Here is a 17,111-nt window from a genome sequence, read left to right on the forward strand (position 1 = left end):
CTCCTGATGAGGATCTGGGCATGAGTGCGTTCATTGCACGATGACCACTTCTTCGGTGTCGCTGCCGCCATTGGATGACGTCACTCGAACCTTGGCCGGGGGAATCGGCGAGATGCCGGTCGCCAGGGATTTCACTGCGCCATCGCCGCTCAGGGCGCCGATGGCGACACCAGTGCCGGTGGTGGCGGTGAGTACCGGTGGCGAGGTTTCATCGCTGGTCGAAGCCACGACCGTGATTTGCGCGGTGCTCAAGCTGTACTGGGCGGTCTGGATCACCACCAGGTCCGTCAGTGGCATCGACAGTGTGGTCGGCGTACTGGTGGGAATGGCCAGGTGGTTGTCGGCGGTCACCACCAGGTTGCTTGGCAACGTCGGGTTGGTGGCGGACTGGGCGTACCAGTGGCCGGAGGTATCAGCCTCGGTCAGGTTCAGTACCGGGCTGTTGCTGTCCAGCGTCACAGTGGCCGGTGGCGGCGGGGCCATGACGAACACATCCTGTTGCGCCACCGGTGCGCTTTCACCGGCCTTGCGCGAGTAAGTGCTGCGCTCGGTGATCATCGGCGTTGGCCGGACCACGGTCGACAACTTGCCGGAAATGGCCATGACCGTGGTGCGCAAGTCCAGACCGTTCGGTCCTTCGATGCGGATGTAGTTGGTATTGAAAGGGCTGCCGGTGAAGGCTTCTTCCAGATTCGGATCGCCAACGAAGCGCTCGGCCTCCCCGGTGACCGGATTGGTCTCGGTGTAAGGACCGTTGACGCTGCGCAGGAACGGGCCGATGTCACTCTTGAGGGCGCCGTCGTAGGTTTTCGGCGTGCCGATGCCGATGTCGCGGGTCATGTTGATGGCGCGAGTCCCACCGGCGGGAACGTCAAAGATGTCAACGCCGTAGGGGTGGGTGATGGTGTAAACACCGGCGGTGGGCACGTCCACCCGAATGCGGATGCGGCCAAAACTGACCTGGTCGCCTTCTACCGGTTCTTCCGCGGCGAAGGCGGCTTCCACCGCGCTGACATAGGTCAGGTCGATGCCCCGTGCGGCATCGACGATTGAGCCGTCGCCGGTGAACCAGAACGACTCATCGGGAAAGTTGCTCGGGAAAACGATGGGTTGCGTGTCGTCGAAAACCCCGGGGGTCGCGCCCAACAGGCACATGTAGGACGGCGCGCCGGGTGTACTGGCAACCCTGGAGCTGACTGCCTTGGACAGGCACAGATCGAGGGTTCGGCCATGGCTGTCCTGATACCAGGCGGCGAACGAGCCGTTGGCTGGCACATAGGGACCGGGGTCTACGGCAAACAGCGCTGCCTGGGCAACACCTTGGGCTAAAGCGCTGACGACCAGAGCGGCCGCCGTTTTGGACAGTAAAGGGTGCATGAGTATTCCCTCTATCGAAGTACCTGCCCCGTAGGGATGGGTCAGTCGAGAGGGCTTCGGCAACTTCCATACCAATCTTTGAAAACGGCCGGCAGAGGCCCGCAGCGAGGGCGTGTAGCGCGCAAACGGTTTCGCGGCGCCGAGGGCGCGAGCGGGCGACTGTCCCCAGCATTGGGGGTAGGTGGGGGCAGTGGGGTGCGCGGGGGATCGGTGGGGGGAGACGAAACCCGAAGTCGGGCAAACACCAGACAGTGGGCTATAACCCTATAGGGACTTTCCGGGAACAATGTCCATGACCAGTCAGATCACAACCCTCCAGAAAGAAGAGGGCGATGTCCGCTTGAGCTCGCGCAAACAGCCGTTCAACCTGCTGCGCTGGTTCTCGCTTATCAGCATGGCGGTGATCGGCTCGGTGGCGGTCGCGCTGGGCGCGGTGTCCACGCGCTTTGTGATTACCGAAAGTGTGCAGCGCGATGCGTTGCTCACGTCCCAGTTCATCCAGGCGATTGCCTCGGCCGAGGTTCGCCATGTCTCGATCCCCAACGTGCGGACCATGGGCGAGCTGCTGGACCCGCGCAAAGACAAAGACTTTCCCGACGTTGACCCACTGGCCCGGGCCAGTGCCCGTGGCGAATTCCTCGACCATATCGAGCACTTGCCCGACGTGATCCTGGCCAACATTTATGCCCCTGACCGCATGGTGATCTGGTCCACCAACCCGACACTGATGGGCACCACGATCCATACCGATGACGACCTCGACCAGGCCTTTTCTTCCAAGACGCCGGTGTCGGCCAGTTACCACAGCGTCGACAAAAGCCGCATGGAGCAGAAGTTCGTCACGCCGCCGGACTACATCTTCATTGAGAACTACATTCCGCTGTTCGATGCCGATGGCGATACCGTCACGGCGATGGTCGAAATCTACAAGGAACCCAAGGACCTGATCGACCGCATGGAGCGCGGCTTGGCTCTGATCTGGCTGGCCACCGCCCTGGGCGGCGGACTTATCTATTTGGGGCTGTACTGGATCGTGCGGCGGGCAGCGATCCTGCTGGAGACCCAACAAAAACAACTGATCACCAACGAAACCTTTGTCGCGCTCGGGGAAATGTCATCGGCAGTTGCCCATAGCCTGCGCAACCCGTTGGCAACCATTCGCTCCAGCGCCGAGCTGGCCCTGGAGTTCGACAGTGGCCCGGCCCACAAGAACATCAACGACATCATCGGTCAGGTGGATCGCATGTCGAAGTGGGTCAGGGAATTGCTGCAGTCGTTACGCCCGCTCAACGACGAGGCCGAGCCGGTGAACCTGGTGGCGGCGTTGCATGACAGCCTCATGGCCTTCGAGCATCAGATTGCCAAGGCCGGGGTGCAGGTGGTGTTCGAGCCGCAAGAGACGCCGATGGTGTTGAGCCAGCAGGTGCAGCTCACGCAGATCCTCAACAGTTTGCTGGCCAATGCCGTGGAAGCGATGGACCGGGGCGGCACGCTGACCATCACCCTGGAGCCGACCGATACCCGGGGCATCTGCGTCGTCGTAAGTGACACCGGCAAGGGCATGAACGAAGAACAGCGCAGCATGGCGTTCCGGCCGTTCTTCACCACCAAGCAAGGCGGGCTGGGGGTCGGGCTGGTGCTGGTGAAGCGGATCATGGAGCGTTTTGGCGGCGCGGTGACCCTGGGCAGCCGTGAAGGCGAAGGCACGTCTGTCCGTCTGTCGTTCCAACGTTTTCCCTGACAATGGGTATGAACTTTCCCCGTTAGCGGGTGTGGGGCCCCGGTTGTTCCCCAGGTCATGGCACATTGATGTTGATAAGCCATTGTTTTGTCAGTGTTATTGCTCTTGTACAAATCTGTTACAGATCTGGCGAGGTCCTTGCAAAACCACCACTACCTCCTTCACGACTTCGAGGCGGCTGGTGATGGACAGAAAAGCGCGGCACCCCTTCAAATGGGTCAGCCTGATAACGCCTCTGAGCGTCCTGCTCACAATGACGCTGGGCACAGCGACTCTGCATGCCAGCCCCATCGATGACGTCAAAGGCAACCGAGACACGACGCGCAAGGAAAACATCCTGCCGCCGTCGGTGCAGACCCGTTTCAATTACCCCACCCCACTGGCGGCCGTTGGCCCGTTGCCACAGCAGAACCCCATCAATGCGGTCCGCAGTGCGCCACCGAGCTCGGCACTCGACGCCTTTATGCTTCAACCGGGGCTGACCTTCGGCCCACACGTGGCGGTGAAAAAATGAAGCGCAGCCGAGCCGACACACCAGCGCATACGCCGCGCTCACGCGCCTTGGGCATGCACCTGATTCTGGTCGTGGTCACCTGTCTGTTGGCCCTTCAGCTGCTGCTCGCTCACGAAGGCAAGCTGTCGCCGACGGAATCGGCGACACCCTGGGGCAGCGATTACTTCCCCAACACCCTGCTGACCGATCAGGACGGTCGGCAGCTGCGGTTCTTCGATGACTTGATCAAGGACAAGGTGGTGGTGATCAATTTCATATTCACTACCTGCAGCGACTCCTGCCCCCTGGAAACCGCGCGCCTGCGTCAGGTGCAAAAATTACTCGGCGACCGCGTCGGCCAGGACGTCTTCTTCTACTCCATTAGCATCGACCCGCTCAGCGACACGCCCGAGGTGCTCAAGGCTTACGCACAACGCTTCAAGGTCGGGCCGGGCTGGAAGTTCCTGACCGGTGAATTCGAAGCGGTCACCGACCTGCGAAAAAAACTCGGCCTGTTCATCGACGGCGTCGACAACGGACGCAACAAGGACCACAACCTGAGCCTGATCGTCGGCAACCAGAGCACCGGGCGCTGGATGAAGGCTTCGCCGTTCGAGAACCCGTGGATCCTCGCCGATCAGTTGGCCAACACCTTGCAGAACTGGAAGAAGCCCAGCGTTGGAGAAAGTTACGCCGATGCGCCCGAGATTCGCCCGCCGAGCAATGGTGAAGAACTGTTTCGCACCCGTTGCGCGTCGTGCCACAGCCTGGGGCCGATGGACGGGCAGGGCATCGGTCTGCGCAGCATCGGCCCGGACCTGATCGGCGTGACTCGCCGGCGCGACCCGGTCTGGCTCAGTCGCTGGATTCGTGAGCCGGACCGCATGCTCGCGGAAAAGGACCCGATCGCGGTGGAGCTGTTTGAACGTTTCGACAGAATCCCGATGCCCAACCTGCGTCTGGACGAGAACGCGGCGCAGTCAATTATGGGGTTTTTGCAGGAAGAAACCGATCGTCAACAACCGCTGCAAGCGGCGCAGGTGCCATAGCGGCGAAATACTATCAGTGAAGCCGTCAACCACGATCAATGCCACCTACACTGATCCCTGACGCGGCTGAAAAGGCTTGATGCAAGTCTCCAGGACACTCTCATGCAGACGCTGGAACAACAAAAATTTCCTGCGCCGGACACACCGGCAGCAGGGAAGCCGAGCCGGGGCGGACAGTTCAATCTGCTGCGCTGGTTTTCCTTTGGCAGCTTTTTCATCATTGGCGCCGTGGCGTTGGGGCTCGGCTACATTTCCACGCGCTTCGTGGTCACCGAAAGCATCGAACGCGACTCCATGCTGACCGCGCAATTCGTCCAGGCCATCGGCGATGCGGAAATCCGCCATGCCTCGATCAACCCGATCAGAACCATGGGTGAAATGCTCGACCCGCGCGATGACAATGCTTATCCCGACGTCTCCCCGATAGCGCGTGCGTCTTCGCGCGGCGAGTTCCTCGATCATGTGAAACATCTGCCGGATATTTTGTTGGCCAACGTGTATGCCCTGGATCGCACCGTGGTCTGGTCGACCAACCCGCAGCTGATCGGTGTGCGCATCGAAAACGATGATGAACTCGACGAATCCTTTGAAATGAAGGAAGCGGTGTCCACCAGTTACCACGAGATCGACGACGAGCGTCCAGAGCAGAAACTACTGCGTGAGCCCGAACACCTGTTCATCGAAAACTACATCCCGATGTTCAATGCCGACAAAAGCAAAGTCATGGCCATGGTCGAGATCTACAAGGAGCCGGTGGATCTGGTAGAGCGCATTCAGCGTGGCTTCAGGGCAATCTGGCTGGCGACCCTGATCGGTGGTCTGGTCATCTACCTTGGGTTGTTCTGGATTGTGCGGCGTGCGTCCATGCTGCTGCAGAGCCAGCAGAAACAACTGATCACTAACGAGACCTTTGTCGCCTTGGGGGAAATGTCCTCGGCGGTCGCCCACAGCTTGCGCAATCCGCTGGCGAACATTCGCTCCAGCGCCGAACTGGCCCAGGAAATCGCCAGCCAGAATGCGCAAAAGAACATTGGTGACATCATCAATCAGGTCGATCGCATGTCGCGCTGGGTTCGCGAGTTGCTGGTGTCGTTGCGGCCCATGAACGACGACTACGAAACGGTGGACCTGGTGCTGGCCATCGATGACACCCTGAGTGCTTTCGACGCACTGATCAAACGCTCGAACGTGGAAGTGCGCTTCACACCGCAAACCTGTCCACCGATCGTCAGCCAACAGGTGCTGCTCACACAAATTCTGAATAGCCTGTTTGCCAACGCCCTGGAGGCCATGCCCAAGGGCGGCATGCTCAGTATCGATATCGAACAGCCCCGATCCGGACAGGTGCGGATGACCTTGAGTGATACCGGCAAAGGCATGACCAAGCAGCAGCAACAGATGGTCTTCAAGCCGTTTTTCACCACCAAACAGGGAGGGTTGGGCGTTGGCCTGGCCCTCGTCAAACGAATAATGGAGCGTTTCGAAGGCTCGGTCGAACTGACGAGCCAGGAGCAGGAAGGAACCCGCGTCTGTCTCAATTTCAAAGTGGCAACGGGAGGGGACTATGGAGCACAGCATACTGCTGGTCGAGGATGATGAACTCCTGGCCGAGAATATTCAGACCTACCTGGAGCGCAAAGACTTCGAGGTCACGGTCTGCCACTCGGCTGAAGAGGCGTTGGATAAACTGGGTACGTTCACCCCTGATGTGGTGTTGACCGATAACTCCCTGCCGGGCATGAGCGGTCACGACCTGATCCAGAAGCTGCGTATCAGCGCGCCGGATCTGAAAGTGATCATGATGACCGGCTACGGCAATGTCGAAGATGCCGTGGTGGCGATGAAAGAGGGCGCTTTTCATTACGTCACCAAACCGGTGGCCTTGCCGGAGCTCAAGTTGTTGCTGGACAAAGCCCTGGCCACTGATCGAATGGAGCGCACGCTGTCGTTTTATCAGGAGCGCGAGGCGCAGAAGTCAGGCGTACAGGCGTTGATTGGCGAATCGGCTCCGATGCACTACTTGAAAAACACCATCGCCCAGTTGCTCGACGCCGAGCGGCGCATGGCCAACACCGACCTGCCGCCGGTGCTGGTGGAAGGCGAGACCGGGACCGGCAAGGAACTGGTGGCCCGGGCGCTGCACTTTGACGGCCCGCGCGCCAAGGGCCCGTTCATTGAATTCAACTGCGCGTCGATTCCTTCCAATCTGGTGGAGTCGGAACTGTTCGGCCACGAGAAGGGCGCCTTTACCGACGCCAAGGACCGTCGTCTTGGCCTGGTGGAAGCGGCTGATGGCGGCACACTGTTTCTCGACGAAATCGGTGAAATGGATCTGCTGCTGCAGGCCAAACTGCTGAAGTTGCTGGAAGACCGCACCATTCGCCGGGTCGGCTCGGTGAAGGAGCGCAAGGTCGATTTGCGGGTGATCAGCGCGACCAACTGCAACCTCGAACAGATGGTGCAACAGGGCAAGTTCCGTCGTGACCTGTTCTTCCGTTTGCGCATTATTTCGATCAAGGTTCCGCGCCTGTATGCCCGTGGCGCAGACATCTTGCTGCTGGCCCGGCACTTCCTGGCGATCCACGGCAAACGCTATGGCAAACCGAACCTGCATTTCAGCGATCAGGCTGAAGAATTGCTGCTCAGCTACAGCTGGCCGGGCAACGTGCGCGAATTGCGCAACATGCTCGAGCAAACCGTGCTGCTGGCGCAGAGCGATACGATTGCGGTCCATCAGCTGAACGTGTGCCTGAGCCTGGTGGATGACCCGATCATCCTGCAGGAAGCACAGCACCACGAGCCGCGTCCGGTGTACAACGGCACCGAGTCGATGAACCTGCCGGAAGTCGAGCGCGACATGGTGCGCAAGATGCTCGACAAGACCGACTGGAACGTCACAAAGTCTGCACGGCTGCTGGGCCTGAGCCGCGACATGCTGCGTTACCGGATCGAAAAACTCGGCCTCGCGCGCCCGGATAAACGCCAGTGGTGAGCCTTATTGCAACGTAACACTTTGACGGCTGAGGCATTCAAGCACGCACCGGGGGTCGAAGACTTCCTCGTTGACGTAGACGCCGCGTTCCGGATCGTAGGAGCGGATGAACACTCGAACGGAGGCATCCGCGACTGTCGGCAATACTGAGTCGTAGAACTCATGCTGGCTGGCAATCGGGATGAAATCCTGAGGGGCCGTCGGGATGTATGACCGAGGTGGCACCGTACTCAGGGAGGGCGGCACCGGGTGGGCGAAGGGCTGGTCAGCCCCGTAATAGTTGAAGTTGCTGCTGTAATCGGTGGTGGGTGTCAGCGTATCGTCCGCGTGGGCGCCGGTGATGGCGGTCAGGCTAAGGGCGAACAGCAGCGTCAGATCAGTTGTTTTCATGGCAACACCTGCGAAATCGGTTGTCCCGCACTTCCCCAAGGCCATTAACTATAGCTGCCGTACAGGCTCGCGCTCGCGATGCCCGGATTACAACATTCCAACAAACGCCCAATGGGGTTTCTCAGCACCCTGGTCTAGACTCGTGCCGGTCAACCAAGAGCCGAAATCTGGAGTGCGCAATGGAAATGCCGACCAAAGAAAACGCCATCGCCAGCAACCGCGATGCCTGGAACGATTCCGCCCGACACCACAAAGACACCCCCGATTGGCAGGCCCTGGTGAAGGCGGTCAGTCATCGCGATTTTTGCTGCATAGACGACACACTCCGCGGTGTGCTGGAGCAGGTCGGCGTCGATGGCAAGGACGTGGTGCAACTGGGCTGCAACAACGGGCGGGAAAGTATCTCGCTGTTTGCGCTGGGGGCGCGCAGCGTGGTGGGCGTTGACCAGTCCGGGGCGTTTCTCGATCAGGCGCGAGAACTGGCTGGCCTGTCACCCCATGAGCCCCGGTTCATCGAGGCCGACATTCATCACCTGCCGATTGAGCTTCATGACCGCTTCGACGTGGCGCTGATCACCATCGGCGTCTTGAACTGGATGCCCGACATCGGCGAATTCTTCCGCCATGTTGCGCAGACCCTCAAGCCCGGCGGTGCGTTGGTGGTGTACGAAACCCATCCCTTCCTGGAAATGGTCGACCCTGAGGCCGCCGATCCCTATCGCCTGGACAGCTCGTACTTTCGCAGCGAGCCGTTCGTGCAGGACCAGCCGATCGTCTACGAAGGCAAAGTCGACCAGCAGGCCGCGTCGTCCTACTGGTTCGTCCACACCTTGGGCGCCATCTTCACCGGCGCCATCGAGGCGGGGCTGCAGATCAGCCACTTCAAGGAATACCCGCATTCCAACCGCGAGGAACTCTATGACCGGTACGAGAAGCAGACGGCGCAGTTGCCGATGTGTTTTACGTTGGTGGTGGTGAAGCGGTAAGAAAGGTGTTGTTCCCACTGACGCCATCGTCGGAACGCCGCCCGGAGCAAGCTCACTCACACATTGGATCGTCGTCGAACACAAACCCGTGTGCGCTGGAGATCTACTGTGGGAGCGGGCTTGCTCGCGAAAGCGATCTGTCAGTCACATTAATGCTGAATGTGCCACCGTCTTCGCGAGCAAGCCCGCTCCCACATTTGATTCCAGTCGAACACAAAATCTGTGTGCGCTGAAGATCTATTGTGGGAGCGGGCTTGCCCGCGATGGCCGCGACTCGGTCTCTGGTCCAGTAATCAGGCGTTCGCCGCCCCCGTCACCACCGGCCGTCCCGGTTTGCGCAGCGGATCAAGCCTTGAGCCGGAGTAGCGGGTTTCGCGGTAGAAGCGCCAGCGGCCGAACAGGCCGTAGACGTGGGTGACGCGACCTTGTTCGTGATAACCCATGCGGATGTGCAGCTTCAGCGCCGGGATGTTGTGGGTTTCGCAGACGTCCACCACCTTGTGGCAGCCCTGGGCCGCCATTGCCGCCCAGAGGGCTACCTGAGCATCCACCGACAGGCTGGTGCCGAAGTAGGGGCGGGTCATTTCGCCGCCGAACTCGAAGAACTCACCCGGTTTGACCGGGAACCAGCAGCCGTAATAGTGACGGTCGTGGTAGTCGCGGATGCTGCCCCAGATGAACGCAACAGCGTGGCCTTCTTCGTCCAGATACATGTGCCCGGTGTGACCCTCGGTGGCGAGTTCGGCCATGGTCTGGACGCGGTCACCAAAATGCTTGCCGAAAGCGCTGGCGTTTTCCGGGGTGATGTTCACCATGCGCAGTCCCGAATAGGGACGCAGTTTGTGCGGCTGCACCGGGCTGACCAAGTCGCGTTCCATCCATAAAAGCTCCCAGTGGAAGAACACGTAGCGTTTCCACAGCGTGTTGAACGTACGGCTCAAGCCCTTTTGTTTTATGCGTTCGCGAAGCTTTTCGATGATGCTCATGACGCTCTCCTTAGCCAAAGCCAGGGTGTGGGTGGAAACGCTTTTGTTGTGTATAGATCAAGCTTGAAAGTTCATGTCAAAGCGCCGGCTCGGAATATGTTGCAACGTATGTAACTCATTCGAGCGCGGTTTCACCTGTCACCAAATGGCTGTTTGCAGCGCCATAGGAAACCCGCGGCACACCCTGAAGGCGCCGCTCTAGAACAAGGGTTAGCGACTCTTCCGTCTGCAAGTAGGCATCGCCGAAATCCGCGCCCAACTGAGTCGGATGAGCCACGATTTCCAGCAAGCCGTCGGTCGGCATTGCCTCATTGCGCAGGTCCACCGGCGTACACACATAATCGGCGGTCACACCCGCCAAACTTTGCAAACGATTATTGAGCAAGGTCTTGAACACACGCTTGGGCAAACTCAGGTTCTGCCCCAGATTGCGTGCAAGGCGCACCGGCACACCTTGACTGGCGGCGAAGCGGGCGACGATCTCACCGATGGGCCAGATGTTGTGGACGTGTTGATGGGAATCGATGTGGCTGGGCCGAACGCCGTTGTCCACGCAGCGTTGCCATTGCGCCTTGAGCTCCTCCAACACCGCGTCGCGGTCCCGGCGACTCAGCCACAGGCGGTGGCGGGCCAGGTTGAGATCGAATACACCATTGCTGTCGCAGAAGTTCGATCGACCCAGAATCGAAGAACTCAACGGACGCCCGTACGTCAGGTTGAAGTGCAGGCCGATCCGGTCCTTGAGCAACGGATGCCGGGCCATGACGCACGCTGCTTCGAATGCCGGCATATTGGCCATGGCCGTGGCGGAGCTGATCACCCCGGCCTGGAAAGCACCGAGGATCACCGCGTTTTCGCACGGGCTGAGACCGAAATCGTCAGCGTTGACTATGACTTGGCGAGGCATGGTCGATCTCCCTGTCTGTGTCGGTTGGCACCGCCGCTTTGACCACCGTGGCGACGGGTTCCGGTTTGGCAGCAACTGCCGCTGCCGCGCGTTTGACTCGCCGTTTCTGCAACAAGGGTTTGAGCCGTTGCCAAAGTCTCAAGGCCAGGCCCAACGCCAGGCCGCTGGGGCGCCAGGAATAGAAACTCCAGCGCCAGTGTTCCAGTTGACCGGTCATGCGTTCGTGCAGTTGATGGCTGGAGTTGTCGAGGCTCACCCGCGAGGCGTCGATCCAGCGCCAGTGTTCGTCCAGTCCCCAGCGAATCCACTCTTCAAGCAGCACCCGACCGCTGCCCAGATCGGCGTACTGCGGCAGGAACGCCAGGTTGTAATCGTACAGCCGGCCTTGTTCCAGCAGCCCGAGGCGGTAGCTGATGCAGCGCCCGTCCAGTTCCAGCACCACGACCCGCACCAGCCCTTGTTCGGCGAGGGCGGTGAAGGCACGGTCCATCCATTGTCGGTGGCGTTCGTCGGCGAATATCCCGACGCCTTCATCGCCTTTCCAGCTGACCGCTTCGACTTCACTGATAGCCTGCAACAACGGACCCATGGTCGACGCATCGGGGGTGATCCGCCGAACGACAGCGCCACACGCGGCAATGCGTTTGCGTGCGCGACGCAGTTTGTAGCGTGGGTCCCCCGAGACTTCCTGGTGATCCGCGTCGCTGATCACGTGCACTGGCACCCGACAGCTGAGGCGTCGTTCACCGGTCGAGCTGTGGGTCATCCACTCGGTCAGCGCGCTTTCTTCGCCGACCGGTTCCGACAATTCGTTGAGTTGCAGCAGGGCATGGGGCAGCTGTCGACGGATCTCGATCAGTGCCTTGCGGATATTCTCCGAGTCCGTTTTTGCGAGGAGCGCGAGGCGGTCGGCGAGGGGATAGCCAAGGTGATGCAGCACGCGAAACGGCAGCCTGGCGAAACGTTCGACAGAGGCCACCAACGGCAAACACAAGACCAGCTCATGACCCTGCCAGCCGAGCAACACATGCAAGCGTTGCCCGGTGGTCAGTGCCTGTTCGGACGCGCGCATCCAGGCCAGGGTGTTGAACGGCGTGTGGTCCGTCACGCGCAGACGCAACGCTTCATATGCCGTTTCCGGGAAGTCAGCGGCGCACAGCGAAGTGCGCCATTCGAATCGTGCTGCCATAGGGTCAGGTCACCGCTGCTGTGGCGGATTCACGTGCCGGTTTGCGCAAGGCATCCAGGCGTGAGCCGCTGTAATGGGTTTCGCGGTAGAAGCGCCAGCGGCCAAACAGCTCGTAGACGTTCATGATCCGCCGTTGTTCCTGGTATCCGGTGCGTATATGTAGCTTGAGAGCAGGGACATTGTGGGACTCACAGACATCCACCACCGTGTGGCAGCCTTGGGCCAACATGGCTTTCCACAATTCCGTCTGCAGGTCCATCGACAGCGCGGTGCCCCAGTACGCGCGGGTCAGTTCGCCGCCGAATTCGAAGAATTCGCCTTCTTTCACCGGGAACCAGCAGCCGTAATAGTGCTTGTCGTAATAGTTGCGTGCGGCGCCCCAGATGAAAGCCACTGCGTCGCCCTTGTCGTCCAGGTGCATCTGCCCGGTGTAACCTTCGCGGGCCAGCTCGGCCATGGTGTCCACGCGGTCACCGAAGTAACGGGTGAAGGCCACGGCGTTCTCCGGGGTGATGGCGACCACTTGCAGCGGCGGGTAAGGCCTGAGTTTGTACGGCGGCACCGGGCTGACCAGATCGCGTTCCATCCACAACAGTTCCTGGTGGGAAAACACGTAGTGCTTCCAGATTTTAATGAGGGTGGCACGCCAGCCTTTTTGTCGTATGTGTCGGATTAGTTTCTGCAAAACGCTCATGTTATTGACTCCTGACGGTCTGGGCCGTAAGTGGAGTGATGCGAGGTGCGGCCAATGGCCGGGGTCGCAATGCAATAGTTGGCAATTCATGAGGCGCTCCAGCTGAGATTGAACAGGGTCCGTCCTGGCAGCTCGAAGCTGACGCGACCGTCCTGGCAATTGAATGGTGCGTCGCGGGCTCGGTTGTCGGCGCCGAAGTAGCGGAGTGAACCGTTGACCAGCGGACACTGGACTCCGGTCAGGGACACACGCTGCAAGCGCGTGGCTTTATTGACGCCCAAAAGGCCGCGTTTCTGGTCCTCGGCCATGGCCAGCGCGTCGACCTCGAAGGCGTCGTTATCGAGGAGCATCACGTCGTGCAGCCAGTTCTGGCGGATGAACTGGTGGGCCAGGCCGACGGGCTTGAGCTCGAAGCGATCGTCGCCAAACACGCGCAACATGCCTTTGGGGTAGTTCGGTTCGTCGGCGGCCTGGAACCAGCTCAGCATCTCCAACAAACCGTCCTGGGACGAGTTGATGACGACCGACGCCCACCACAACGAGGCGAAGTGGGTTTCCTGATCGTAAGGACTGAGGCTGGAACCGCTGGACATGTTGGTCTGGTCCAGCAGCAAGGCTTTGCGCGGCCGGCCCTGGGCGTCGAGGCCGACCAGGTCGGCAGCACGGCGCACGCTGTCACGGTAGACCCGTGTCGCCAGCAGGTCGCGAATCATCCATTCGTGCCAGGCCAGGGCATCGATGTTCTCGCCGGATTCGGCCAGCAAGCGTTTGGCCCAATCGATGCCGCGTTTGTCGGCGGCGTTATCGGCAAACGGGCCGTTGATCAGCCGTGAACTGGCGGGCATCGCGATGCGTACGCCGGCCTTGGCGTTGGCAGGGTTGCTGCGCACTTGCCGGGCCATGCTGTTGAAGATGCTTTGGTAGTGGGCGTAGTCCGGGTAGTTGAGGTTTGGCTCGTCGGCAAAACCGATGTAGTGCGTGCCTTTGCCTCCGAGGGCACGGGTCGCGACGAGCCAGGCGTCGAGCCCGGCGTTGCTCATGGCGTCGGCGCGCAAGTCCGCCTGGCGTTGGCTCCCGGCCAACAGCGTGATGTCCTGGGTGATGCCGAAGCGGTCCTGATACAGCCGACGGAAATCATCTTCGTAATGCGGGTTCTTCGCCGTGATGTCGACGAAACTGTAATAAGTCCCCGCCTGTGGCTTGAGCGCATCGAGTACGGCATAACTCGATTCCGGCACCTTGACGTAGGGCAGGGCGATGCCGAGGTTCGGTGTCGGCCCCAGCATCTTGTTGTGCAACGTCAGCCGGACCTGGCCATCGTCCTCGCGCAGGGGTTTGAGCTGTTGCGGGTTCTGGGCGAACAGGTTCGCGGTGCCGTCGAGCCAGAACGCCACTTTGCCGCTGCCCTGCAGGCGCAGGCGCCAGACCTGTGGCTCGGTGGCTATTGGCAACTCGACCTTGTCGAACTGCCAATAGCCGCGATACGGTTTCAGCGCCAGCGCCACTTGTTTGCCGTCACCCACGCGTTGCGCTTGCAGGGCGCTGACACCGCCGTGGAACTTGCCGGCCAGCACCGCGTGTTCACCCGGCGCCACCTTGAAGTACAGCTCATCGCCGTTGTGGGTTTCGGCGCTGAAATGCACCTTGGCCGGGGCAAACAGCGCCATCGTGCGCTCGTCGTGTTCCACCCGGTAGCGACGGAAGCTGTAGCCCGGAATTTCCAGCTGATAGCTTGAGGCACTCGGCGCCAACGGCCAGCTCTGACTGCCGCGTGATTCACTGGCGGCGATCAGGCGCTCGCCCTGAAGTTTGCCCTGGCCATCGAGCAGGTACAGGCGTTCTTCGTTGGCATCCGCCTGCCACGCCGGCGCCCAGCGAATGGTCAGGGTATCGGGGCGATCCGCTTGCAGGTAGAGGCTGCCGTCGCGAATATCGGCCCAACGCATGGGCGCTGCCTGGGCACTCAGCGCGAGGCCCAGGATCAACAGCAGCGCCAGGCGTTTCATGCCGACTTCCGTTGCAGCATGTGCAGCATCGGCGCTACATCGCTGGGCAGGATGATCAGGGTTTGCCAGACCGGCACGCCGCTCAACCGGCAGTACATCACCAGCAGCGCGAGGGTCACAGCGACGTAGGCGATGGACGATGCCGCCGCCGCGCCGACAATCCCGTACGCCGGAATCAACACCAGGTTCAGCGCCAGGTTCAGCAACGCACCCAGGCCCATCAACAGCGAGATCGTGCCGGGACGGTTCTTGCCCAGCAGGTCCAGGCGCAGGATGCTCGCGTAGCACAGGCCCAACAGGCCCGGCAGCAGCGCCAACAACGCGGGATAAGCGGGCTGATAGGCCACGCCGAACAGCGTCACGATCAGCCATTCGCCGATCACGGCCATGGTTATGCAGGCGCCGAGCATCACCGTGGCGGTCAGGCGCAGGGCCAGCGGCGTAACCTTGTCGATGCCTTCTTCCTGTTGCAGCAGGCGTTTCATCAACGGTGTGGTCACCGCTTCCGGGACGATCAGCAGCAACTCGGCGGCGGCGCTGGCCATGGCGTAATGACCGAGCGCGGTGCTGCCGAGCAGGGCGCCGATGAACAGGTAATCGGAGCGCAGGATCACTTGCTGGAACAGCAGGTCGGGATGGCTGCGGGCGCTGTAGCGCAGCAGCTCATTCTGACTGGCGCGGTCCCATTGCAATTTCAGGGGCTGAGCACGTTTGAGCCAGAACCAGCCCGCCAGCACCACCAGGCTGATGCCTGCCAGCCAACTGATCAGCGCCGCTTCCAGTGCCGAGTCTTTCCACATCCAGAACAAGGCGAGAAACAGCAGCAGCGGCGCCAGGGATTCCACCAGGCGCAACGCATTGAACGCCACCACGCCGCCGGAGGCGTTATGCAACGTCAGCAGTCCGCTCTTGAGTACCGTCAACGGCACCGCCAGCAGCAACAGCCAGGCGAGCAGGCCCAATTGCGTGGTGATGTCGAGTTCGTTGCCGAACTCGCGCACCAGGGCGACCACCAGCAAGGTCAAGAGACCCGCCAGCAGGCAACCGAACACCAGCACCTGACTCAGCAGCAACCCCATGGGCCGTTGCTTGGCCGCCTGAAACCCCACCGCCGAATTCAGCCCGCCGCTGGTGGCGGCGCTGATCAGGTCGGGCAGGGTGCTGAGCAGGGCAAACAAGCCCCGTTCGCTCGGGCCGAGGATCCGGGCGAGCAACACGTTGCGCATCAGCCGCAAACCGATCATCGCCAGTTTGGTGCCCATGCTCAGGGCCAGATGCTTCAGGTAATGGCTACGGCTCATGCGCGTGCCCCGCGGTACAGGCGCCACGAAAGCAGCTGCGGATTACGCGCCACCCGTTGACTGACGCCGAAGCGTGGCAGGTTCAAGGGATCATCACCGCCACGATAAATCCCGGTGCCCGTGCCAAGGGCGAACGGGAAATCATGGTCGGCCACGTGCTCGCGCACCCGCGCATCGTTGTCGCCGTTGGGGTAGCAGTAGACCGGCAGCGGCCGGTTGCAGCCATTGTGCAAGGCATCGCGGCTGCGGCTCAGTTCTTCATGCAAACGCTGATCGTCGAGCCCGGTGAGGATCGAATGGCTGGCGCCGTGCGGGCCGAAACGCACCAGCCCCGAGGCTTCCAGCATGCGCACCTGATGCCAGTCCAGCGCCTGGGGCAATGACTCGTCCGGGCACTCATCGGTCAGGCGATTCAGCTCAGCTGGGCTGAGGGTTTTCAGGCTTTGCAGAAAATGCAGCAAGGCCAGGCTGCGACGTTCCATATCCAGTTCATCGAAGGGCACCGGCAATGGCCGACCAACCTCTTTCAGGCAGTCGATCAATTGCATCCGGGCCCGTTCACCGTGGCTGCCCCAGAGGGTTTCACCGATGCTTTCCCACCAGAACCGCTGGCGGCTGCCGATGAAATCGGTGGAGAGAAAAATGCTCGCCGGCACCTGGTATTTTTGCAGCAGCGGGAAGGCATTCAGCGCATTGTCGCGCCAGCCGTCGTCGAAGGTCAGGGTGATTTTCGGCCGATCCGATCTCACCTTGCCGGGTTGCAAGATGTCCATCAACGACACGCAGTCGAAGTGTTTTTTCAGCCACACCAGCAAGTGTTCGAAGGCTTTCGGCCCGACACACAGCTCATTGCGGTGCGGCAGGTCGGCGGCGTGGTCGTTGGCCAGCACCCGGTGCAGCATCAGGATCACACCGGCGCCTTGCAGCTGATTGCGACCCACCGGGGAGTTGAGATAAAGCCAGCCACTGGTACGTTTTAATAATTGTTTGATCGCCATGG

General features: G+C 60.9%; 14 protein-coding genes and 1 pseudogene. 6 read left to right on the forward strand and 9 right to left on the reverse strand.

Features of this window, described 5'->3' with window-relative positions:
• Window positions 1-30: 30 nt before the first annotated feature.
• On the reverse strand, window positions 31-1,377 hold the full coding sequence (locus ACA072_RS10980; protein ID WP_497624306.1) for a hypothetical protein: 1,347 nt from the start codon (window positions 1,375-1,377) through the stop codon (window positions 31-33).
• A gap of 292 nt (window positions 1,378-1,669) precedes the next feature.
• Between ACA072_RS10980 and ACA072_RS10985 the strand changes: the two genes are divergently transcribed.
• The 5 genes and pseudogenes from ACA072_RS10985 to ACA072_RS11005 all read left to right on the forward strand — a co-directional run bounded on the left by ACA072_RS10985 (window position 1,670) and on the right by ACA072_RS11005 (window position 7,652).
• Window positions 1,670-3,118, forward strand: coding sequence for a sensor histidine kinase (locus ACA072_RS10985; RefSeq protein ID WP_497624307.1), 1,449 nt, complete (start codon window positions 1,670-1,672; stop codon window positions 3,116-3,118).
• 184 nt (window positions 3,119-3,302) lie between these two features.
• Window positions 3,303-3,602: pseudogene (locus ACA072_RS10990) on the forward strand (copper oxidase); the annotation flags it as partial.
• 26 nt (window positions 3,603-3,628) lie between these two features.
• Window positions 3,629-4,660: an SCO family protein gene (locus tag ACA072_RS10995; protein ID WP_497624308.1), complete on the forward strand. Its 1,032-nt coding sequence runs from the start codon at window positions 3,629-3,631 to the stop codon at window positions 4,658-4,660.
• A gap of 102 nt (window positions 4,661-4,762) precedes the next feature.
• A complete protein-coding gene (locus ACA072_RS11000; RefSeq protein ID WP_497624309.1) occupies window positions 4,763-6,256 on the forward strand; it encodes a sensor histidine kinase in 1,494 nt (497 codons plus the stop codon).
• A complete protein-coding gene (locus ACA072_RS11005; RefSeq protein WP_497624310.1) occupies window positions 6,225-7,652 on the forward strand; it encodes a sigma-54-dependent transcriptional regulator in 1,428 nt (475 codons plus the stop codon). The genes ACA072_RS11000 and ACA072_RS11005 overlap by 32 nt, the downstream gene beginning before the upstream one ends.
• A gap of 3 nt (window positions 7,653-7,655) precedes the next feature.
• Here ACA072_RS11005 and ACA072_RS11010 read toward each other — a convergent pair whose 3' ends face one another.
• A complete protein-coding gene (locus tag ACA072_RS11010; RefSeq protein ID WP_497624311.1) occupies window positions 7,656-8,042 on the reverse strand; it encodes a hypothetical protein in 387 nt (128 codons plus the stop codon).
• 179 nt (window positions 8,043-8,221) lie between these two features.
• Here ACA072_RS11010 and ACA072_RS11015 point away from each other — a divergent pair, with 179 nt between their 5' ends.
• A complete protein-coding gene (locus tag ACA072_RS11015) occupies window positions 8,222-9,028 on the forward strand; it encodes a class I SAM-dependent methyltransferase (RefSeq protein WP_497624312.1) in 807 nt (268 codons plus the stop codon).
• A gap of 293 nt (window positions 9,029-9,321) precedes the next feature.
• On the opposite strand, the gene ACA072_RS11020 is transcribed toward ACA072_RS11015, so the two are convergent.
• The 7 genes from ACA072_RS11020 to ACA072_RS11050 all read right to left on the reverse strand — a co-directional run bounded on the left by ACA072_RS11020 (window position 9,322) and on the right by ACA072_RS11050 (window position 17,109).
• A complete protein-coding gene (locus ACA072_RS11020; RefSeq protein ID WP_497624313.1) occupies window positions 9,322-10,014 on the reverse strand; it encodes a GNAT family N-acetyltransferase in 693 nt (230 codons plus the stop codon).
• A 115-nt stretch (window positions 10,015-10,129) separates the two neighbouring features.
• Window positions 10,130-10,921, reverse strand: coding sequence for a ChbG/HpnK family deacetylase (locus tag ACA072_RS11025; RefSeq protein ID WP_497624314.1), 792 nt, complete (start codon window positions 10,919-10,921; stop codon window positions 10,130-10,132).
• The gene (locus tag ACA072_RS11030; protein ID WP_497624315.1) at window positions 10,893-12,110 is read right to left on the reverse strand and encodes a GNAT family N-acetyltransferase; all 1,218 of its coding nucleotides are present in this window, start codon (window positions 12,108-12,110) and stop codon (window positions 10,893-10,895) included. The genes ACA072_RS11025 and ACA072_RS11030 overlap by 29 nt, the downstream gene beginning before the upstream one ends.
• Before the next feature lie 4 nt (window positions 12,111-12,114).
• Window positions 12,115-12,804, reverse strand: coding sequence for an N-acetyltransferase (locus ACA072_RS11035; RefSeq protein WP_497624316.1), 690 nt, complete (start codon window positions 12,802-12,804; stop codon window positions 12,115-12,117).
• An 86-nt stretch (window positions 12,805-12,890) separates the two neighbouring features.
• Entirely contained in the window at window positions 12,891-14,810 is a 1,920-nt protein-coding gene (locus tag ACA072_RS11040; RefSeq protein ID WP_497624317.1) for a hypothetical protein, read from the reverse strand.
• Window positions 14,807-16,111, reverse strand: a complete 1,305-nt coding sequence (locus tag ACA072_RS11045) for a lipopolysaccharide biosynthesis protein (protein ID WP_497624318.1) — start codon at window positions 16,109-16,111, stop codon at window positions 14,807-14,809. Before ACA072_RS11045 ends, ACA072_RS11040 begins: the two co-directional genes overlap by 4 nt.
• Complete coding sequence (locus ACA072_RS11050; protein ID WP_497624319.1) at window positions 16,108-17,109, reverse strand: polysaccharide deacetylase family protein; 1,002 nt, start codon at window positions 17,107-17,109, stop codon at window positions 16,108-16,110. The genes ACA072_RS11045 and ACA072_RS11050 overlap by 4 nt, the downstream gene beginning before the upstream one ends.
• Window positions 17,110-17,111: the final 2 nt, after the last annotated feature.

The sequence above is a fragment of the Pseudomonas sp. LBUM1656 genome (assembly GCF_059716065.1).